This is a genomic window from Lysobacter niastensis (assembly GCF_015453285.1).
GTDB lineage: Bacteria > Pseudomonadota > Gammaproteobacteria > Xanthomonadales > Xanthomonadaceae > Lysobacter_J > Lysobacter_J niastensis.
On sequence record NZ_JADLZT010000006.1, the window covers coordinates 310023 to 330798 of the forward strand.

The 20776-nt window shown below is 62.5% G+C and carries 20 protein-coding genes; 14 read left to right on the top strand and 6 right to left on the bottom strand.

The features are described from left to right. Together hutU and hutC are read right to left on the bottom strand one after the other, a co-directional pair. Entirely contained in the window at positions 1 to 1695 is a 1695-nt protein-coding gene (gene hutU, locus IU514_RS12545; RefSeq protein WP_194931440.1) for a urocanate hydratase, read from the bottom strand. Between the two features lie 9 nt (positions 1696 to 1704). Beyond that, positions 1705 to 2427, bottom strand: a complete 723-nt coding sequence (gene hutC / locus IU514_RS12550) for a histidine utilization transcriptional repressor HutC (RefSeq protein ID WP_194931441.1) — start codon at positions 2425 to 2427, stop codon at positions 1705 to 1707. 166 nt (positions 2428 to 2593) lie between these two features. On the opposite strand from hutC, the gene IU514_RS19250 reads away from it, so the two are divergent. The 4 genes from IU514_RS19250 to IU514_RS12570 all read left to right on the top strand — a co-directional run bounded on the left by IU514_RS19250 (position 2594) and on the right by IU514_RS12570 (position 8422). Beyond that, entirely contained in the window at positions 2594 to 2977 is a 384-nt protein-coding gene (locus IU514_RS19250; RefSeq protein WP_194931442.1) for a CopL family metal-binding regulatory protein, read from the top strand. Between the two features lie 124 nt (positions 2978 to 3101). Further along, positions 3102 to 5816, top strand: a complete 2715-nt coding sequence (locus IU514_RS12560; RefSeq protein ID WP_194931443.1) for a TonB-dependent receptor plug domain-containing protein — start codon at positions 3102 to 3104, stop codon at positions 5814 to 5816. A gap of 81 nt (positions 5817 to 5897) precedes the next feature. Beyond that, positions 5898 to 6590: a PepSY domain-containing protein gene (locus IU514_RS12565; protein ID WP_194931444.1), complete on the top strand. Its 693-nt coding sequence runs from the start codon at positions 5898 to 5900 to the stop codon at positions 6588 to 6590. Further along, complete coding sequence (locus IU514_RS12570) at positions 6587 to 8422, top strand: 2Fe-2S iron-sulfur cluster-binding protein (RefSeq protein WP_194931445.1); 1836 nt, start codon at positions 6587 to 6589, stop codon at positions 8420 to 8422. Before IU514_RS12565 ends, IU514_RS12570 begins: the two co-directional genes overlap by 4 nt. A gap of 45 nt (positions 8423 to 8467) precedes the next feature. Here the strand turns inward: IU514_RS12570 and IU514_RS12575 are convergent, their stop codons facing one another. Next, positions 8468 to 9439, bottom strand: a complete 972-nt coding sequence (locus IU514_RS12575) for a CheR family methyltransferase (protein WP_194931446.1) — start codon at positions 9437 to 9439, stop codon at positions 8468 to 8470. A 240-nt stretch (positions 9440 to 9679) separates the two neighbouring features. Between IU514_RS12575 and IU514_RS12580 the strand changes: the two genes are divergently transcribed. The 10 genes from IU514_RS12580 (at position 9680) to IU514_RS12625 (ending at position 17539) form a co-directional block, all read left to right on the top strand. Continuing rightward, positions 9680 to 10495: a methyltransferase, TIGR04325 family gene (locus IU514_RS12580; RefSeq protein WP_194931447.1), complete on the top strand. Its 816-nt coding sequence runs from the start codon at positions 9680 to 9682 to the stop codon at positions 10493 to 10495. A 174-nt stretch (positions 10496 to 10669) separates the two neighbouring features. Further along, positions 10670 to 11095, top strand: coding sequence for a CopL family metal-binding regulatory protein (locus IU514_RS19255; protein ID WP_194931448.1), 426 nt, complete (start codon positions 10670 to 10672; stop codon positions 11093 to 11095). A gap of 113 nt (positions 11096 to 11208) precedes the next feature. Beyond that, positions 11209 to 13101, top strand: coding sequence for a copper resistance system multicopper oxidase (locus IU514_RS12590; RefSeq protein WP_194931449.1), 1893 nt, complete (start codon positions 11209 to 11211; stop codon positions 13099 to 13101). Beyond that, positions 13098 to 14207, top strand: a complete 1110-nt coding sequence (locus tag IU514_RS12595; RefSeq protein ID WP_194931450.1) for a copper resistance protein B — start codon at positions 13098 to 13100, stop codon at positions 14205 to 14207. The genes IU514_RS12590 and IU514_RS12595 overlap by 4 nt, the downstream gene beginning before the upstream one ends. 13 nt (positions 14208 to 14220) lie before the next feature. Continuing rightward, a complete protein-coding gene (locus IU514_RS12600; protein ID WP_194931451.1) occupies positions 14221 to 15126 on the top strand; it encodes a c-type cytochrome in 906 nt (301 codons plus the stop codon). A gap of 19 nt (positions 15127 to 15145) precedes the next feature. Continuing rightward, positions 15146 to 15673, top strand: coding sequence for a YybH family protein (locus IU514_RS12605; RefSeq protein ID WP_194931452.1), 528 nt, complete (start codon positions 15146 to 15148; stop codon positions 15671 to 15673). A gap of 133 nt (positions 15674 to 15806) precedes the next feature. Further along, positions 15807 to 16229, top strand: coding sequence for a DUF411 domain-containing protein (locus tag IU514_RS12610; protein WP_386761161.1), 423 nt, complete (start codon positions 15807 to 15809; stop codon positions 16227 to 16229). Positions 16230 to 16309: 80 nt separating this feature from the next. Then, a complete protein-coding gene (locus tag IU514_RS12615) occupies positions 16310 to 16708 on the top strand; it encodes a heavy metal-responsive transcriptional regulator (RefSeq protein WP_194931454.1) in 399 nt (132 codons plus the stop codon). 115 nt (positions 16709 to 16823) lie between these two features. After that, positions 16824 to 17117 (top strand): EF-hand domain-containing protein, encoded by a 294-nt coding sequence (locus IU514_RS12620; RefSeq protein WP_194931455.1) that lies wholly within the window; start codon positions 16824 to 16826, stop codon positions 17115 to 17117. Positions 17118 to 17218: 101 nt separating this feature from the next. Further along, on the top strand, positions 17219 to 17539 hold the full coding sequence (locus tag IU514_RS12625) for a DUF6122 family protein (RefSeq protein WP_194931456.1): 321 nt from the start codon (positions 17219 to 17221) through the stop codon (positions 17537 to 17539). 234 nt (positions 17540 to 17773) lie between these two features. Here IU514_RS12625 and IU514_RS12630 read toward each other — a convergent pair whose 3' ends face one another. From IU514_RS12630 to IU514_RS12640, 3 genes are read right to left on the bottom strand one after another with little or no spacing between them, the layout of a single operon-like run. Continuing rightward, positions 17774 to 18883, bottom strand: a complete 1110-nt coding sequence (locus IU514_RS12630; RefSeq protein WP_194931457.1) for an acetate/propionate family kinase — start codon at positions 18881 to 18883, stop codon at positions 17774 to 17776. Beyond that, positions 18880 to 20472 carry an ABC1 kinase family protein gene (locus tag IU514_RS12635; RefSeq protein WP_194931458.1) on the bottom strand — a complete coding sequence of 531 codons (1593 nt, stop codon included), beginning with the start codon at positions 20470 to 20472 and terminating at the stop codon, positions 18880 to 18882. The genes IU514_RS12630 and IU514_RS12635 overlap by 4 nt, the downstream gene beginning before the upstream one ends. A 19-nt stretch (positions 20473 to 20491) precedes the next feature. Beyond that, complete coding sequence (locus IU514_RS12640; RefSeq protein WP_194931459.1) at positions 20492 to 20773, bottom strand: hypothetical protein; 282 nt, start codon at positions 20771 to 20773, stop codon at positions 20492 to 20494. Positions 20774 to 20776: the final 3 nt, after the last annotated feature.

Consider the following 20776-nt stretch of genomic DNA (forward strand, 5'->3'; position numbering starts at 1 on the left):
TTATCCGGTAATGGCGGGCAGCTTCAAGCCGTGATCTTTCGCGCACTGCAATGCGAGGTCGTAACCCGCATCGGCATGGCGCATAACACCGGTCGCGGGGTCGTTCCACAGCACGCGCTCGAGTCGCTTCGCTGCGGCTTCAGTTCCGTCGCAAACGATCACCACGCCGGAATGCTGGGAGAAGCCCATGCCGACACCGCCGCCGTGGTGCAGGCTGACCCAGGTCGCGCCACCGGACGTGGCCAGCATGGCGTTGAGCAGCGGCCAATCAGACACGGCGTCGGAGCCGTCGCGCATGGCTTCGGTTTCGCGGTTGGGGCTGGCGACCGAACCGCAATCCAAGTGGTCTCGACCGATGACGACCGGCGCCTTCAGTTCGCCGGTGCGGACCATCTCGTTGAAGGCCAGCGCAGCTCGATGCCGCTGCCCGAGGCCCAACCAGCAGATTCGTGCCGGAAGCCCTTGGAAGGCAATGCGCTCGCGTGCCTGATCCAGCCAGCGGTGCAAATGCGCATCGTCTGGAAACAGTTCCTTGACCTTGGCGTCGGTGCGGTAGATGTCTTCAGGATCGCCGGAAAGGGCAACCCACCGAAACGGTCCTTTGCCCTCGCAGAACAACGGCCGGATGCAGGCAGGCACGAATCCAGGAAAGGAAAAGGCGTCGGCGACGCCCGTGTCGAGTGCAACCTGGCGGATGTTGTTTCCATAGTCGATGGTCGGAACCCCCATGCGATGGAAGGCGAGCATGGCCCGCACGTGTGTCGCGCACGAATTCGCCGCTTCGGTTCTGAGCCGCTTGCGCTGTTCGTCATCGCCCTGACGCGCCTGCTCCCATTCCTCGAAGGTCCATCCGGCCGGGAGATAGCCGTTGATCAGGTCATGCGCCGAGGTCTGATCAGTGACGGCCGCGGGCACGGCCGCTCCCGCTTGAGCAAGTTCGACGAAACGCGGCATCAGTTCGGCGGCATTTCCGAGCAGCCCCACGGACACCGGTGTGGACGAGTTCTGCACTATTGTCAGAGCTTCTTCGATGGTGCGCGCCTTGTAGTCGATGTAACGCGTGCGAAGGCGGAAGTCGATTCGCGACTCCTGGCACTCGATCACGATGCAGCTCGCACCGGCCAGGACGGCGGCCAGCGGCTGTGCGCCGCCCATGCCGCCGAGGCCGGCCGTAAGAACCCACTTGCCCGACCAGTCGCCGCTGTAATGCTGGCGCCCGAGTTCAACGAAGGTCTCGTAGGTGCCCTGCACGATCCCTTGCGAACCGATGTAGATCCACGAGCCGGCCGTCATCTGGCCGTACATCATCAATCCCTTGCGATCGAGTTCGTTGAAGTGATCCCAGGTTGCCCAGTGCGGGACCAGGTTGGAATTGGCGAGCAGCACGCGGGGCGCGTCCGCGTGGGTGCGAAATACGCCTACCGGCTTACCAGATTGGATGAGCAGCGTATCGTCTTCGGCGAGGTCGCGCAGCGTGTCGAGAATGCGGTCGAAGCTAGGCCAATCGCGCGCCGCACGGCCAATACCGCCGTACACGACCAGATCTCCAGGACGCTCGGCGACGTCCGGGTCCAGGTTGTTCTGCAGCATGCGGTAAGCGGCTTCGGCCAGCCAGTTCTTGCAGTGCAGGGCGGTTCCGCGTGGAGCGCGTACGATGCGCTCGCTCGAACTTGATGGCGTAACGTGGGTGTCCATGATGACTCGTCAGGAGGTGGTGTCGCCGACCTGGAATGAACCGACGAAGCGGTACTTCCCGGCCGGATGGGTGAGGCGGACATAACTGGCTACGTGGCCGCGCGACCAGGTGCGCCGGCTGAGGGTCAGCAGCGCGGCACCCAGTTCGACCTCGAGCACACGGGCCAGGCGCTTGTCGGCTGCTTCGGCCTCGATGACATGCTCGGTGCGCTGAAGCGGGGCCGTACGCATCAAGTACTGGTGTGGAATCTCCACATGAAAATCGATGTCGAGGTAGTCTGGCGCGCATGCCGGATTGACGAAGCGATCCTCCAGCTGCAGCGGCTGGCCATCGGCTCTATGCAGCAATCGCGAGTGGAACAGCTCGGTCGCGGCCGGCAGCCCGAATTGACTCGCCGTCGTGGCACGTGCCGCCACGCGTTCGCAGATCAACACGTCGACCGTGTGGGATTGGCCGCGGGCGACAATCTCGTCGCGGATGCTGCGCACCTCGAACATGGCCGATTCGGCTTTGGGCCCCGCCACGAACGTACCGACGCCTTGCACTCGCGTGACCACGCCAGCGTCCGTCAACTCGCGCAAGGCGCGATTGACGGTCATGCGAGAAACCCCGAACTTGGTGACGAGGTCGTTCTCGCTGGGAATGCGGCTCAAGGGCGGCCAATCGCCATTGGTAACGTGGCGCAGAATGTAGTGCTTGAGCTTCAGGTACTGCGGCTTGGGTCCTTCCATGTGGTGATCATGGCATGTCTATACAACCGATGAAAAGACATCAATGTCACATAGTTGAGCTGGCACCTTCGGTTTTGATGGCCGGCATGTCGACCGGGCGTTGACACCCTATTTGGGCACATGGTATTTGGTGGTATAGACAACTAGAACCTACTTTCAGCCCGTCATGCCGTCGCTTCCGCTCCTCCTGCGTTGCCTGCTTATCGTGGCCCTGTGCTTCGATACGGGCGTGTCGCAATGGACCGCCAGCGCGATGGCGATGACGGAGATCCAGCAGGCGGCCAACCCGCTGCGGAGTGCCACCGCCTCGGTGCAGGACGATGAGGATTGCGAGAGTCCCGATTTGCAGGTTGAGGGGAGCGCAGCCCATCACGACTGTACTTGTGACGCGGGATCGACGTGCTGCGCCTGCGCATTCCCCGCCGCGACCATCACGCACGCGATAGCATTCGCTGCACGGCACGAGCTGTCCGACCAACCTGCGCCGCGATCCGTACTCCCGTCGCCGCTGCGCGACAGTGCACGTGTCTTCCGACCTCCGATCGGTTGATCTTGTCCTTGGCCACCACGTCGTGGCCCTCATGCCCTGAGCGAATCAGGCCGCGCACGGCGCGCCGGCTTTTGCCGCGGGCATCCAAAAACAAGATCTGAACACCGTCTGGGGAACCCTTTTCATGTCCTGTAAGCGCAACCACCTCGCGCTGGCGATCGGCGCGTTGTTGTCAGCAGCCGTCGCCAACACCGCAGTCGCACAGTCCAACGAAGTCAACTCGCCGGAGGCGACCGATCTCGACACCGTCACGGTCACCGGTAGCCATATCAAGCGCGCCGCCATCTCCGGCGTCGGTCCGGTCACCGTGATCGACGCAGAAGCGATCAAAGAGTCCGGCGCCATCTCGGTCGACACCCTGTTGCAGCGCCTGCCGGCTTCGGCCGGCTTCGCCGGCAACCAGACCAACGCCTATTGGGCCGACAACGGCTACGGCACGTCGCAAGTGAATCTGCGCGGCCTGGGCGTGAACCGGACGCTGGTGCTGCTCAACGGTCGTCGCGTCGTTAACGGCGGCACCGGCGCCAACAGCTCTGTCGATCTCAACACCATCCCGGTCTCGGTCATCGAGCGCATTGAAGTGCTCAAGGACGGCGCATCGGCCATCTACGGCGCAGACGCCGTGGCCGGCGTCGTGAATGTCATCACCAAGAAGGGGCTGGCCGGCGCGGAAGCCGCGGTTCGCTATGGTCAGACGTCGCAGGGTGACGGCGAAGAAACCGCGGTGGATCTGGCATGGGGCATCACCGGCGACCAGGGTTCGCTGATGGCCGCGATCAACTACGCGGAGGGGGGCACGGTCAACATGGCCGACCGTGCTCCTTGCGGCTTGGGCGAGTCCGACGGGCAATTGGTATGCGTTGGCAGTTCTTCGACGATCGGCGGTCGCGCGGTGCTTGCCGACGGTCAACGCGTCAACTTCAATCAGGATCCCAACGGCAACGGCGATTTCTTCGAGACTTACTCGCCGGCGAAGCACAACTTCAACTCCAACCCGTACCTCAACGCGGTCAATCCGATCAAGCGTTTGAGTTTCGCCACCTTCGGTGATCTGTCGCTCACCGACGACGTACGCTTGTTCACCGAGTTGATGTACACGAATCGTCAGTCCGATCAGATCGCGACACCGGGTTCCATTGGCCAGTACCGGCCGGTCCGCATCGCCGCCACGCACCCGACCAACCCAACCGGGCAGGATCTACTGTTGCAGCGACGCAGGTTGTTGGAGGGCGGCGTTCGCGAGTTCTATCAGGACGTCGACACCTTCCGCGCGGTCGTCGGTCTGGAAGGCCGGTTCGGCGTGGGCTGGGATTGGTCGACGGCGGTGAACTGGGGACGCAACACCGGTGTCGACGGTTCCACCAACGTCGCCAACCTCGATCGCGTGGACCAGACGCTGAATACCGCGATCTGCAGCAATGCGCCCGGCGCGGCAATTCCCTGTGCCGATTACCTGGGCTACGGCGATGTCACCCAGGAGGTGCTCGACTACATCATGTTCACCACCGGCGATAACGGCGGCAACGAACAGAAGAGCTTCACCGCCAATCTCAGTGGCCAGTTGTTCGAGCTGCCTGCCGGCTGGGTGGGCATGGCCACCGGCGTCGAGATCCGCAAGGAAGAGGGCTGGCGCGATCCGGATCCGCTGACCGTGCTGGGCATTGCCAACACTAACCAGCAGGACCCGATCGCAGGCGAATACACGGCCAAGGAAGCGTTTGTCGAGTTCGCGGTGCCGCTGTTGCAGGACAAGTTCCTGGCGCAATCGTTGACACTCAATACTGCGTTCCGCTATTCGGACTACGACCTGTTTGGCGATGACTCCAACTACAAGGTGGGTCTGGATTGGCAGATCGTTCCGTCGCTCAAGCTCCGCGCCAACTATGCCACCGCATTCCGGATTCCCAACGTGCCGGAGTTGTTCGGTGGCGTATCCGAAGGCAACCTGACCACCACGGATCCGTGCAGCGGTTGGAGCAGCCTTCCGCCGTCCTCTGTCGTCTTCCAGAACTGCCAGGCGTCTGGCGTACCGGTCGGCTACACGCAGCTTGGCAATACCGTACTGACCACGGTTGGTGGAAACGCCGATCTCCAACCGGAGGATGCTGAAACCTTCACCGTGGGCGCGGTCTGGACGCCAGATTTTGCTCAGGGCCTGACCCTTACCTTGGACTACTTCGACATCACCATCGACAACGCTATCCAGCGTATCGATGGTTCGACCAAGCTTGCGGTCTGCTATGACACGCCAGGCCTGGCGCATCCGTTCTGCGGTAGTTCCAATTTCACTCGCAACCCGCTGACCGGAGAGATCGACTTCCTGTCGGCGCAGCCGGTCAATACCGCGAGCGAGGAGGCCTCTGGCGTCGATATCGGCGCGTTGTACCAGTTCGACCTGTGGGGCTTTAGCAATACCTTCACGTTCGATGCTTCGTACCTGAAGCACTACAACGTCAGGCCATTCCAGGGTGGTGAGGAGATCCAGTACGCCGGGAACATCACCGGTGGGCGGGGCAGCTACACGCAGTGGCGCGCCTTCAGCACGTTGTCGATGGAGCGGGGCCCGTGGTCTGGGGTGTACAGCATTCAGTACATCGGCTCTGCCGACGACATCAACGCCTCCCCAGGCGACATCGGTGATCATGCCCCCAGCGTCACTTACCACAACTTCCAGATCGAGTACGCAGTCAGCAAGTCGTTCGACGTCGCGTTCGGCGTCGACAACCTGTTCGACAAGGATCCGCCCTTCATCCAGAGTTGGACGGACGCCAACACCGACACGATGACCTACGACCTGCTAGGCCGTCGCTGGTACGTCAGAGCCGGCTACCGCTGGTAATCCCTTCCTGGTTCCGCCGGCTGACGCCGGCGGAACCAGGGTTTGCTACACACTCGCCGAAGTAGTTCGATTGGTGCCTTCATGAAACCTGCATTCTGGGCCCGCCGCGCCCACAAGTGGATCGCCCTCGTGGTGGGAGTCCAAGCCCTGCTGTGGATGCTCAGTGGCTTGTACATGACCTCGATCTCGATCGAGATCATTCACGGTGATCACCTGGCGCATGCCAGTTCAAAGCCACTGGTGCCTACCGCGTCCGTGATCGGCCCTGACGCCTTGTCAGCGCAATACCCCGGCATCACTACGTTTCGTCTGAAGCGATTCCTCGATCGCGAGGTATACGAAGTGCATCAACCGGAGCAGATCACGCTGGTGGATGCGCGCTCTGGTGCACGGCTGAGCCCGCTGGACGAAGCGGCCGCGCGCCAACTTGCGACGTCGCTTTATCAGGGTGAGGCGCCCATAGCTTCGGTGAAACTGTTGCAGGAGGCGCCTCGGGAGGTCGCTTCGCGCCCGGTGCCGATGTGGGGCGTGACCTTTGCCGACAACAACGAAACCACACTCTACCTCTCGCCGCAGACCGGCGAGCTCCTTGCCAAGAGGCATGACCTGTGGCGTTGGTTCGATTTCCTCTGGATGTTCCACATCATGGATTACGAGGAACGCGAGGACGTCAACAATACACTGCTACGGACCGCATCCTCGATCGGGTTGGTGTTTGCGCTGAGTGGTCTTTGGCTCTTGTTCTACAGCTTCAGCAGGAGGCGCGCCGCATGACCCCCTGGTTTCGGAAACTGCACAAGTGGGTAGGGCTGATCATCGCCCTACAGTTCGTACTGTGGATGAGCAGTGGCCTGGTGATGAGCCTGCTCGATCAGGGCACCGTTGAAGGTCATCACCATCGAGCCAGTCATGATCACGAAGCTGCGTCGTGGCCCGGCGGCATGCTGGCGACGTCGCGCGTTCTGGCCATCGCCGACCGACCGGTTCAGATGATAGAGGCCTCGTGGCTGCAGGACCGCCCGGTCTATCGACTGACACACAAGTCCACGATTTGGCTTGTCGATGCGAAGGATGGCAGGCCGGTAAAGGTCGATGCTGCCACCGCGGGGGCCATCGCCGCCGCCGACTACGTTGGAGAAGGGCGTACGGGCACCGCGGAGTGGCTGGAGACCGCCACGCTCGAGGCCCGTGGGCACGAGGGCCCGATGTGGCGCGTACCGTTCAACGACGAGGACGGCACCACACTCTACGTGTCCGCTTGGGACGGACGCATCCTGGAACGTCGCAACGACACCTGGCGTTTGTTCGACATCTTCTGGATGTTGCACATCATGGATTACACCGGGCGGCAGGACTTCAACAATCCGCTCGTGATCATGTCAGCCGCTGGTGGGCTGTGGATCGCGCTTTCTGGTTTCTGGTTGCTGGTCACGAGCTTCCGCCTGAGCGAGTTCGTTCCGGCGCGCTGGCGACGAGTTCGCGAGGTGACCGTGCTCGATGCGAGCGGTGCCAAATTGCGGTCAGTCGAATCGCATAGCGGGGATACGGTGTATCTCGCCATGGCAAGGCAAGGCCTGCAACTGCCTTCCAACTGCGGCGGCGGCCAAAGCTGCGGCTTGTGCGAAGTGCGGGTGCGCGGCGTGGCGCCTGCGCCGACGACGGCCGATCGCGAGCACATCGCGGACAGTCGTTTGCGAATGGGCTACCGGCTGGCTTGCAATCTGCCGGTGGAGCACGCAGCGGAGGTGGAAGTGGCTGCCGGCTCCAACTTGTGGACCGAGCGCGTCGCGAAAGTGGAGCGGGTGACCGCGGTGACGCCATTTCTACGCGAGATAGTGCTGGCTCCTGATACCCCTGTGGGCGCGGACTTCCAACCGGGCGCGTACCTCCAGGTGCATGTGCCCGACTACACGTTCCAACGCCACGACCTCCAGCACCCGGATCACCATCGCGCAGATTGGGCCGGTTTGAATCTGCCCGACACCCTGGCGAACAAGGAGCCGGTGCGACGTTCCTATTCACTGGCCCTGCCCGTGGAGAAGGCCGCGGGCAGGGTGACCTTGCTCACGCGATTCAGTCCGGGGCGTCAGGACAAGAAACGGCAACCGGTGGGCAAGGGCTCGACCTACCTGTACTCGCTCAAGCCCGGCGATACGCTTCGGTTCAGTGGGCCGTTTGGAGACTTTGCGCTCAAGCCAGGCGCGCGAGAGAAGGTATTCATTGGTGGTGGTGCGGGTATGGCACCGTTGCGCGCGATGATTCACGCGCGACTCGATGGCGGTGCGTCGGAGCGCATCCATTTCTGGTACGGCGCACGCAACCTCCGCGATGCGCCGTATGTGGAGGAAATGGCCGAACTCGCGCGGCGCTACCCCAACTTCACTTGGCACCTGGTCCTCTCCGAAGAGGCCGAGCACGCTGCCGGACTGGTCAAGGGACTGGTGCACGAAGCCGCACACGCACATCTGCTGCAGGACCATCCGGACCTGCAGGCCTGTGAGTTCTACCTGTGCGGTCCTCCGGCGATGCTGTCCGCGTCCCGACAGTTGCTGCGCAAATTGGGCATAGCGGAAGGAATGGTCGCGTTTGACGACTTCAAGGTCTGAGCAGGCCGGTCGTCGAGGAGGTGTCGGTAACGGCGCCTCCTCGGATCATCCGTCGCGCAAGCTCCTGCCCTTGTTGTCAACTGAATGTATTGCCTGCTTCCCTGCGCCAGGGGGCACGACTTTGAAGATCGTCGAGTAGCGAATCTGCCAATCGCGCCGGCTACGGTTGATCGGTTCCAGCCCCCAACGAATCCATGGCCAGCCGCCCTTGTGGGGGCCGGCAGAATAGATCGCATCCAGGTCATGTGTGATTGGCTTGAGATTAAGCCGCCTGATGACCTTGCACTTGACGTTCAAGTCGACTCCGTCCACCACCAGATAACCGCCCGGCTTCACCAGGCCCACAATCCCAGTTAGGCAAGCGGCTGCCTGCGCGTCGTCCATGGGGCCGAGAAAATTGTTGGCGAGCACGACATCATGAGTGCCAAGATTGGCGACTGCTGAGCTGTCGCAAATGTCGCCAACCACCCACTTGCATCCAGCCCTAATCCAGTCATGCACGATGAATTCGTCTCCACGCGGAGCAAAGAGGCGGGGAATGACGTCTTCGGAAAGGTCCGCCAGCTCAGATTCGTCATGGGGCATTTTTACAGCGGGTGCGCTGGCTCGGTATAGGGCGGCCTGCGCGCTGGCTATCGCCTCGGGGGAAATGTCCACGCCGACCCCGGTAACGATCAAGCTGGGTATGGAAGAGCGCAGGGCCCAAAGCAGAGAGTACAACTCCGCGCCAGAGCTGCACCCGATGGACGCGACGCTGATTGGGGTTAGGGGGGATGCCTCCTTGACCAGCGAGACCAATTGATTGAGTTGGGGCTGATTGCGGAGAAACCGGGTGTAGTGACTCTGCACCCGGTCCTGGTAACGGACGTAGTGTCTATAGATGAACGTTCCAAACCATCGATAGGCGGTCGACGCAAGCCGCTCGGGAGGGGAGGTCTCCCACACGGGGCGTGCGAAGTGAGCTACTCCGCGCAGCAGGAAGCGGACGGTTGAGATTGGCAACGAATGACTTCCCACGCTCGCGCTCCGATGTGTTACCCGCCGACAACGTATCTAAGTTTTCGAGAAGGTCTTGTTGAGGGTTTGAATGGAGTCTTGACCCAACTCCATAGTCACTCCTGCGAGGCGAGCAGATGCAGGTCTGTTCGTACGGTCGAACACGCAACGGCGCTATCACCCTACTAGGTGACCGCAGGAGACGGCCGGTCGTCGACCACCGGCGCGTTCCATCCAGAAAAGCTAGGAGAGGCGCTTCCTATGGAGCTGGCGAAGATGGCGGCTTTGGTGGTGAAGCCGATGGTTCCGGCCAGCGTGTGGCAGTGGTGGCGTGCGGACCGTCACTTCTTCAACGCACACGGCTGGCAAAACCTCCACCTTGGAAAGTTCTCCTCCTTCGCTGAGGCGAACGAGTTCGCGCGCAAGCGGGGGGTCCAAAGTGAGTATCGCTTGGACCACGTCGAGTGGGCGAAGATCCAGACCACCATCAAGGCGCACGATTATCCGATCCTGTATTGGCTGGGACAGCTGCTCGACAGGAACTCTGTCGTGTGCGATTTCGGGGGCAGTGTGGGTGTCTGCTACTACGCGTACCAAGAGCGCCTACAGTTTCCTGACGGGCTGTCCTGGGTAGTCTGCGAGTTGCCCGAGCCCGCGGAGCTGGGGGCTCAGCTTGCGATCCAGCGGCAGGCGTGCGGGTTGAGCTTTACGACAGATCGGACCGCAATGGATGGCTGCCAGATACTGCTCGCGGCGGGTGTGCTGCCGTTCCTTGAGCCACGTTTGGCCAGCTTGCTAGACGGCTTGACGCATCGGCCGCGTCACATCCTGATAAATCGCCTTCCGCTTTGCAGCCGCATTCCGGCGTTCGTGACGCTGCAGAACACCGGACATTCGGTAACGCCTATGCGGATAGACAACTATTCGGAGTTCATCGCTCAGATGGAGCAATGTGGATACGAACTGATCGATTCTTGGAAATGCTTCGAGAATTCGCTGCTCGTTCCTCAGCACCCAGAGTGCGAAGTTCGTCATTTTCACGGCTTTTACTTGAGGTATCGGGAAGCGGTTCACTAAGCAGGAACGTAGCGCAACGGTAGGGGGTGACGCGTACGGCCTGACTGCCCCGTTGGAGGCCCAGGCCCAGGCCCAAGCCCGGGCGCGGGCGCTTAATAGCTCCAAAACTCTGGAGGTCGTGCAGAGTTCATATTTCCTATACCCGTTCCGGCAGGGGCGCGGTAAAGTAACGATATGTCGCTCTGGCCCATTCTGCTGCGTGTGCTACTCAGCCTGTCGCTCATCCTGAACGGGGTGGCGACGGCGACTGCTGCTACACACATCCATGCGGGCCCAGCGGATATGGCATCGATTGCCGTCGCTCCGGCGAAAGCGTCCCAGGCAGACGGTCAGATGCCGTGCCATCAGCACCAGGCCGAGTCGGCAGCGGCAAATGACCACCCGCCGGCTCCTGTCGAGTCCGGTAAGTCGTCCCCCGATTGCTGCAAATCCAAAACTTGCGCCTGTGCCTGCATGCACCTGGCGCAGGTAATGCTGCCCGGCGCGAACCTGGCTGCCCCAGTGCTCAATCACTGCGGGAGTGTTCGTCGATTGACGCTGGCCCATCCGGCACCAGCGCTACCCCATCTGATTCGACCTCCGATCGGCCAAGTGTCCTAAGGGCGCCTCGTCGTCCGTCGCCGTGCATCCGCGTGCTCAGGTCACGCGCATTGCTGGCTTGGTTCAGCTAGTGCATCGCTGAACTTCTTTGACGCTTTCACGGAGTTGTTGTTATGTCTTCCGATTCTTTCGGCCGCAACGCCGACGGGCTGCTCAAGCCGTCGCGGCGCCGCTTTGTGCAGGGTCTCGCTGTGGGCGGCGCGGTAGCCGGCCTAGGTCTGTGGCCTAAGTCCATCTGGGCATTGAGTGGCCCCGGCAACGGCAACGTGCTGTCGGGTACCGAGTTCGATCTAGTAATCGGCGAGACGCCGATGAACTTCACCGGGCGCACCCGCACGGCGATCACAGTCAATGGTTCGATTCCAGCACCCTTGCTGCGCTGGCGCGAGGGCACCACCGTGAACTTGCGCGTGTCGAATGCGCTGCCCAAAGGCTCGATCCACGGCCGCGAAACGTCCATCCATTGGCACGGCATCCTGCTGCCGGCCAACATGGATGGCGTGCCGGGTCTGAGCTTCAACGGCATCCAGCCCGGCGAGACCTACCACTATCGATTCACGGTGCAGCAGGGCGGCACTTACTGGTACCACAGCCATTCGGCGTTCCAGGAGCAGGCGGGCCTCTACGGACCACTGGTGATCGATCCGATCGATCCCGAACCGTTCTCGTTTGATCGCGACTATGTGGTGATGCTGACGGATTGGACCGACCTCGATCCGACCGCGCTGTTCCAGCGTCTGAAGAAGATGTCTGGGTACGACAACTACTCCAAGCGAACCGTTGGAGACTTCTTCAACGATGTGCAGCGGAAGGGCTTGGCTGCCACCGTCGACGACCGCAAGATGTGGGGCGAGATGCGGATGACGCCGACCGATCTGTCGGATGTCAATGCGAACACCTATACGTACTTGATGAACGGTACGACCTCGCTCGGCAATTGGACAGGGTTGTTCCGTTCGGGCGAGAAGATTCGCCTGCGCTTCATCAACGGGTCGGCGATGACGCATTTCGATGTGCGCATCCCTGGGTTGAAGATGACCGTAGTCGCGGCCGATGGCCAATACGTGCATCCGGTCACCGTCGACGAGTTCCGCATCGCCACGGCCGAGACGTTCGACGTGATCGTCGAACCGTCTGGGCAGGACGCATTCACCATCTTTGCCCAGGACATGGGCCGCACCGGCTATGTCAGCGGCACTCTGGCAGTCCGCGAAGGCCTGCGAGCACCGGTGCCGTCGGTGGATCCGCGTCCGATCCTTACCATGGCTGACATGGGCCATGGTGGAATGGGGCACGGCGGCGGGCACGACATGTCCGGCATGAAGGGCATGGAAGGCGGCTGTGGCGCAAGCATGGGCATGGCCGGCATGGACCACAGCACACATGCAGGCCAGTCTCCCTCGAAACAACAGGCGCCTGCCGACCCACACGCCGGTCACAACATGGCGGCGATGCCCGGCATGGACCACGGTGCTGGCGGCATGCAGCAGCACCCGGTGAGCGAGACCGGCAATGCCCTGGTCGACATGCAGACCATGGCGCCGCTGCCCAAGTTGGACGACCCCGGCATTGGCCTACGCGACAACGGGCGCAAGGTGCTGACCTACGCGATGCTCAAGAGCACCTTCAACGATCCGGACGGTCGCGACCCGGGCCGCGACATCGAGTTGCATCTTACGGGCCACATGGAGCGCTTCGCCTGGGGCTTTAACGGCCAGAAGTTCTCCGAAGTGGAGCCGCTGCGACTCAACTACGGCGAGCGCCTGCGCATCGTGTTGGTCAACGACACGATGATGACGCACCCGATCCACCTGCACGGCATGTGGAGCGACCTGGAGGACGAGCAAGGCAACTTCCTCGTGCGCAAGCACACCATCGATATGCCACCCGGAAGCAAGCGCGCTTACCGCGTGCGAGCCGACGCGCTTGGAAGCTGGGCCTACCACTGCCACCTGCTGTACCACATGGAAGCCGGGATGATGCGCGAAGTGAGGGTCGAAGAATGAAGACGCGTATACCCGCGCTGGTGCCGCTTGCCGCAGGACTGATGCTGGCCTTCAATGTGCCCGCACAGGATCACTCGCAGCATCAAGTGCCGGCACCGGCGACTCAGGATCACTCCCAACATCAGATGCCTGCACCCGCGGCGCAGGATCATTCGCAGCATCAACAACCCCAGCCCAAGACGACTCCACAAACTAAGGCGAAACCTGCGGCGAAGAAAACACAGCCGGCTGCGGGAGAGGCGGTGGACCACGCCGCGATGGGGCACGGCACACCGGAGCAGAGACCCGCGGAAGCCGTCGATCACGCGGCCATGGGGCATGGCGTCTCCAAAGAGACGCCGCAGCCCATGGACCACGCCGCCATGGGCCATGACATGCCGCATCCGGCCGATCAGCCTGTTACGCCGATACCCGTCTTGACCGACGCTGACCGTGCGGCTGCGGTGCCACCGCCCCATGGTCATCCGCCCCACGACAACTCACTCCAGAGTTTCGTGCTCTTCAACCGCCTCGAGGGATTCGATGCCGATGAAGGCACTGGCTTCGAATGGGAAGGGCAGGTGTGGATCGGTACCGACCTCAACAGGCTTTGGCTGCGCACTGAAGGGGAGCGTGCAGGCGGGCATACCGAAGCGGCCGACCTGGAAGTACTGTACGGACGCGCTATCGCCCGCTGGTGGGATGTCGTCGCCGGTGTGCGTCATGACTTCAAGCCCGGTGCTTCGCAGGACTTTGCAGCGATCGGCATCATGGGTGTCGCGCCGTACAAGTTCGAGGTGGAAGCCACGGCATACATCGGCCAGTCCGGGCAGACCGCGGCGCGGCTCGAAGCCGAGTACGAGACGTTGCTGACTAACCGCCTGACCTTGCAGCCGTTGGTCGAACTCAACTTCTATGGGCAGAACGACGAGCAGCGGGGCATCGGCTCGGGCTTGAGCACCGCCGAAGCCGGTCTGCGCCTGCGCTACGAGATCACTCGGCAGTTCGCGCCCTATGTGGGCGTTGTTCGAGAGTGGTCGTTCGGCCGTACCGCCGACTTCCGTCGCGACGACGGCGAAGACATCAACGACACCCGCTTCGTGGCGGGCGTGCGCATCTGGTTCTGACAAGGGGAGTTCCATGCCATTCGTAACCCGCAAGACGCTGTTGATTCTCTCCACCCCAATCGTCACCACACTGGTACTGATCGCCGGCATCGTCTGGTCCGGCGCATACAACATCGGTGCTGACGATCCGCATTGGCGTCCGACCCACGCACTGCTGGAGACCGTGCGGCATCGTTCGATCGACGTCCGTGCCAGCAGGCTCCAGGTGCCAGCGGACCTGGACGATCCTGCGCGCATCCGTCAGGGGGCTGGCAACTACGACGCCATGTGTACGGGCTGTCACCTCACTCCGGGCATGGGCGAAACTGAAATGAGCAAGGGCCTGTATCCCGCGCCACCTGATCTGACGAAGGAGAGGGTCGATGCCGCCCATGCATTCTGGGTGATCAAGCACGGCATCAAGGCCTCGGCCATGCCGGCTTGGGGCAAGAGCATGGACGACGCGTACATCTGGAACATGGCCGCGTTCCTCCAGCAGTTGCCCAAGCTCAATGCAGAGCAGTACCAGACACTGGTGGCGAGTAGCGGCGGGCACTCACACGGTGGCGGCGAGACCAAGCCGCACGACCATGCTGAAGGTGAAGCGGATTATCACGGCGCCATGGAGGGTATGCCGATGAATAACGAAGCCAAGCCGCATAGCCACGCGCCGGGTACGCCGTCGCATGACGACACGCCCCAAGCCGAGTCGCAAGCCAAAGAAAGCAAGCCGCATGCGCATCCACCTGGCACGCCGCCGCACGACGATGCGCGTAAGCCGGCTGTCGCCGCAACGGAAAGCAAGCCGCACACACACGCTCCCGGCACCCCGCCGCACAATGACGCCACACCAGTCAAATCAGCGACCTCGGAAAAGACGTCTCCCGAACCAGTTCCTGCGGAGCAGGACGCGCACGACCACCACGACCATCAGCATTGACTCCCAAGGACTCCAGAACATGAAGCCCATCCATTGTTCAGCCGTTCTGCTTGCTGGGTTGATTGCGTTGCCCTCGCTCGCGGCAGCGCATGACCCAAAGCTCCACGCAACGACCACGCCCGCCGTGATTGAAGCCGCGGCACAGCCTGCCGTCGCAGTGGTCGAGCAGTTCTCCAAGGCCTTGCAGGCGGCGGACTTCAAGCGCGTCGGCGAACTGCTCGCCGAGGACGTGCTGATTCTCGAAAGCGGCGGTGCCGAGCGTTCGCGCGAGGAGTACCTCGGCCATCACGCCATCTCCGATGCCATGTTCCTGAAAGGCGCGCACGTCCAGGTCAAGCAGCGCGTCGCGCGTGTCGAGGGGGCGCTCGCCTGGGTTGGAACCGAGAGCGAGTTGCACGCCACGAAGGACGGAAAGGCACTGACCGTGCTCAGTACTGAAACCATGGTCCTGAAGCAGATCGGCACCGAGTGGCGAATCGTACACATTCATTGGTCCTCGCGTACCGCGAATGCAGCCAAGCCTGAGACAGCTAACGCGGACAACTGATGCCATGAAGAACCGGATCCTATTCGCCCTGACGCTTGCGCCGGCCATCGCCTTGTCCGCCTGCGCGCGGGCACCGGAGCCATCCGAACAGCCACGCGCTGACGTATCGCAAGCGTCCAAGACGGTCCCCGCAATGCGGGCCGAAGCGCCCGCAGCCGTTATCGCGGCTGCGGAGCTTCCTCTCGCAGTGGTCCACAAGAGCCCAACCTGCGGCTGCTGTGGTTTGTGGGTGGAGCACCTGCAGAAAGCCGGTTTCCGCGTGGAGGTGCGCAACGCAGATGACCTCAATCCGGTGAAAGAGCGCGCAGGTGTGCCTTACGGCAAGGGGTCCTGCCATACCGCGGAGATCGGCGGTTACTTCGTCGAAGGTCATGTGCCCGTTGAAGACATCAAGCGACTGTTAGCCGAGAAGCCCGATGCAAAGGGGCTGGTACTGCCCGGCATGCCGCTGGGGTCGCCGGGCATGGAGGTTCCGTCAGGCGAAGTGCAACCCTACACGGTGGAACTGGTGCAACGCGATGGCACCACAGTCGCGTATGCGGAGCACGACCGATAATCACGGCAGGGGCTTGACTCTGGACCAGAGTCCAGACTGCAGACTGATCTCGAAGCGCTGTAGCGCCATGGATACGAGTCATGAAAATCGGGGAACTGGCCCAGCGGGCCCAAGTCAATATTGATACGGTGCGTTATTACGAACGCCAGGGGTTGCTGCCTGCGCCGCAACGCCTGGCATCGGGTTATCGCCTCTATGGTCAGGATGACCTGGCACGCCTGCACTTCGTGCGCCGTGCAAAAGCGCTCGGCTTCACTCTGCTCGAAATCGGTGAATTGCTGGCGCTATCGAGCCACCGAGAGGACGACATGGCAGGAATGAAGGCCGCTGCGATTCTGAAGCTCACTGACGTCGAAACCAAGCTCGCCGAACTCACCCGGATCCGCGATGGTCTTAAGACCCTGGTGGATTCTTGTCCAGGGCATGGTGCGCTGGAGCAGTGCCCGATTCTCAATGCACTCGCTGAGGACGACCAATAGCGTCTGCATCAATCCTCGCCTCCTGAACTAATCACCGCTGCTCGTCACCCATAGCCGGCACAGGACTATTTTCTGTCGCTAAGCTCTACGCTCGAACTGACCAACGGAGTCTTCCATGAAACAAGCTGCTTCGCTCCTTCTGCTCTCGCTGACTTTCGCCGCCGGAACCGCCTTTGCAGCCAATCCGGAGAAGGCAACAGAGCCGACCGGAGCCACAATGGACCACAGCACACACACCGGGCACCACGCGACGCCGGACGCGTTTGCCAAGCTCGATACGAACAAAGATGGGGCGCTCTCAAAGCAGGAACTGGCCAAGCATCCGATGGCTGCACACGCCAGTATGGTGGACGCCAACAAGGATGGCAGTCTGAGCAAGAGCGAGTTTGCGGCTCTTGAAGGTATGTAAGCGAAGATCCGGATGGCGGCGAAGTCACGCCGCCACTTCCGTTCCGGGCGCCGGAAGCTGCCCGCATTCGGTGGTCCCCTGAAACAAGACTACCTGTAACAATGGAACTTGAAGTTCGACCTGTCCTTCATCTTCTCCTGCACGTCGCGGTACCGCTGACGGTCGCGCGGATCTGGTATCGCGAACGCTGGTTCCGTGCCTGGCTGTGGATGCTGGCAGGCTGGTTGATAGATATAGACCACGTGCTGGCTGATCCCGTCTACGCGCCAGGGCGCTGCAGCATCGGATTCCATCCACTGCACACGGCGCCCGCGATCCTCGCCTATGGGCTGCTGTGCCTACCCCGGCGCACCCGACTCCTGGGATTGGGTCTGCTGATCCACATCGGCCTGGACGCCATCGACTGCCTGATGATGCGGTGAGGAACAAAGCATCCCTGGTGTTCACCTGAAGGCAGCTGACGTCGATCGCGACGGCGCGGTGATCAGGCCACCGACTTGTCAAACGCGCTGCACCATGCCTTCGCGGATCGCCACCTCCAAACTGGCGACTGCGGCTGGCTCTCCGGCTTCGATACGCAGCACGATCGGGCCCGTCCTGGCCGGTGACGTGATGCAGTTGAAGCGGTAGCCGATCGGGCGACTGACCGCCGTGTCCTATTGAGCAGTGATCAGAGCCACAACTGACTGCGCCATGGCCAACTCCTCATCTACCGCGAGTGTGAAGATGCGCACGGGCGATGTGGCGACCGATACCTCCTCAAGCGAACTCTCGTTGCGATCGAGATCGAGGGTCAAGCCCATCCAGCTCAACAGTCCCGCGACCTGCGCCCTGATCCTCGGGGCATGCTTTCCGATCCCACCTGAGAACGCCAGGGCTTCGATTCCGCCGAGGGCCGCGGCCATTGCCGCAACGCCTTGGGCAACCGCAGTGACGTAGACGTCGACGGCTTGCCGTGCGTGGGGGGATTTCGACGAAAGCAGGGCGCGCATATCGCCGGACTCCCCGGAGATTCCGCGCAGGCCACTCTCTCGCCACAACAGGCGGTCGAGGGCGTCAGGTGTCACGCCCAGGGCGCGTTGGAGATGCAGAATGACGCCTGGGTCAAGCGAGCCAGGTCGTGTGGACATGGGGATTCCGCCGAGCGGCGTCATTCCCATCGTCGTGGTCACGCAGAGCCCATCACGGACCGCGCACAGGCTGCTTCCGCCCCCAAGGTGGGCCAGGACCACGCGGCCTTGGGCGCTTTGGGGAGCCAGGCTGCGCAGCCGCTGCATGGCCGAGTCGAACGCCAATCCGTGAAAGCCGTAACGTCGGACGCCCCGTGCGTACAGTTCGCGTGGCAACGGAAGGATCCTGTTCGCTTCGGCCATCGCCAAGTGCCACGAGGTGTCGAAGACCGCGTAATGCCTGGCTTGGGGCCAGCGCTTCAGCGCCGCGCGCGCCAATGCCAGCGCGGGCGGTTGGTGCAATGGGGCCAAGGGCACCAACGACTCGAGCTCATCGAACACCGACGGGGTCAGCTCAACCGGCATTGCGTGGTCGTTACCGTGGACGATACGGTGCGCGACCACATTCGGCTGGGCAAGTAACGGCAAGCCCGCTACGGCGTGGTCCAGAACTCCGCTCGGTTCGTGATCGGAAGTGCCGTGGATGGAGTCGGCTGTAAGGCGTCCGGTCTCTACCGGGCCATCCAGGCCTATGCGATAGCTTGCCGCCTTCAGCGTCGCCGATCCGACATTCAAGGCGAGGAGCGATTGCGTCATAGGTGCCCCGATCGCGCAACCGCGAATATCAGCCGAAGCGACAGCAGCAGCGCCATGGCGTAGGCGACGAGGGCCAGAACCGGAACGTCGCCCCATACGCGCGGTCCGGCGCTATGCAGCATCAGGATCGATCCGGCGATGTAGAGCCCGAGCGTCACCAGCGCAAGCGACAGCCTATTTCCCGTGCGGCCAAGGTGCAGCTCAAGCTCCTCCAGGCCGCGATGGTGCATCGACAGGCCCGGACGGCCATCCTCCTGTTGCGCCTGGCGAAGCAGTTCCTCCGCGAGGGCGGGGAGGCTGCTTGCCGCGCGCGCGATGCGCCAGGTCAACGGGCGTCTTCCGGCTCCGGCCGACTGCGCAACGGCGCTGGACAGGGCGTCACGTCGCTGCCCGATCTCGGCGAGCAGATCAAAGCCGGGGTCCAAAGCTCGGATGGTGTTCTCCGCAAGGAACAACGTCCGCATCAGTACCAGCAGGTGGGGCGGCAGTCGGAAGCGCTCGCCGCGACCAAGGCGAGCGATGCGCCAGACGGTCTCTGCCAAGGACCACTGCGAAAGCGGCAGGGACCTAAGTTCGTCGAGGATCTCGCTGATAGCGCGGGTGTATTCCCGGCGGTCGATGGGGGGCTCCAGGTAGCCGAGCGCCAAAGCGGACTCGAGCGCGTCACGTGCATCGCCATAGGAGATCGCCTCAACCAATCGCGCCAGGGCCAGTCTTGCGTCGGGATCGAGATATCCGATCGTCCCGAAGTCATGGAAGCACAGGCGCCCGTCGTCCATCGAGAACAGGTTGCCGGGATGCGGATCGCCGTGGAATACGCCAGCGTTGAACAGCTGGTGCAGATAGGAATCAAGCAGAAGGCGCGCAAGCGCTGGGCCGCGCTCCGTTCCGAAAGCACTGGCGATGGGGGTGCCCTGACTCAGTTCCTGCACAAGAGTCGAGGCGCAGGCGTACGGCTCGACGACCCGGGGCATCGTTGCGCCGCCGACACCCATGATCGCCGGCAGCAGCCGTCGCATGTTGCGAGCTTCGTGCTCAAGGTCGATCTCTGCCATTAGTTGGGCGCCCAGCTCGGCGATCAGGTCCAACGGTCGCTGTCGACGCAGACCGGGCCAAACGGCCTGCAGGGCCCCGGCCAGTAGGCGCAGCAGCCGAAGGTCGGCCTTGACCTGCTCCTCCACGCCAGGCCGACGTACTTTGACAACGACGGCAGTTCCGTCGCGAAGCCATGCCCGATGCACCTGGGCGACCGACGCCGCCGCGAACGGCTCAGGTTCAAAGCGGGAAAACAGCGCCAACACTGGGTGCCCCAAACCGTGCTCGATCGTGGCGACCGCCAGCTCTGAGGGGAAGGGTGGCACTCGATTGTGCAGCCGTTCCAGGGCGTCGCGGTAGCCGGCCGGCAGGACATCACGGCGCAGACTCAGGCCTTGGCCGAGTTTGACGAAGGTGGTGCCCAGTCCCTCAAGCGTGGCCCGCAGGCGATCGGGCAATTGCTGGGGCGACTTTCTGTGATGAAGAAGCCAGCTCCAGGCAAATGCGGTGGTTGCCCCTATGATTTGGAGGCTTCTTGAACCAGTGCGTGTCATGGGCCTCCTTATTGCCTTGCTAGGAGATGGCCAGCCAGATCGCCAGAAGGGTCAGCAATGCCCAGCAGGACCAATACAGGGCGCGATACCAGGAGGGGGCGGCGATGCCTTGGGCGATCTCGGTGCGATGTTTTCCGTACATCGCCAGCCCATGCATGAGGCCGCCTCCGAGAACCAGGATCGCCGCATACTGCGCAAGTGCGTCGCTGGTCAGCGATCCCAGACCGGCGCCCAATAGAAATATGCCGACGCTTCCCAGCAATTCCGCACGCTTCAGGTCGGTGGAGTTTGTGGTCTTCATGGC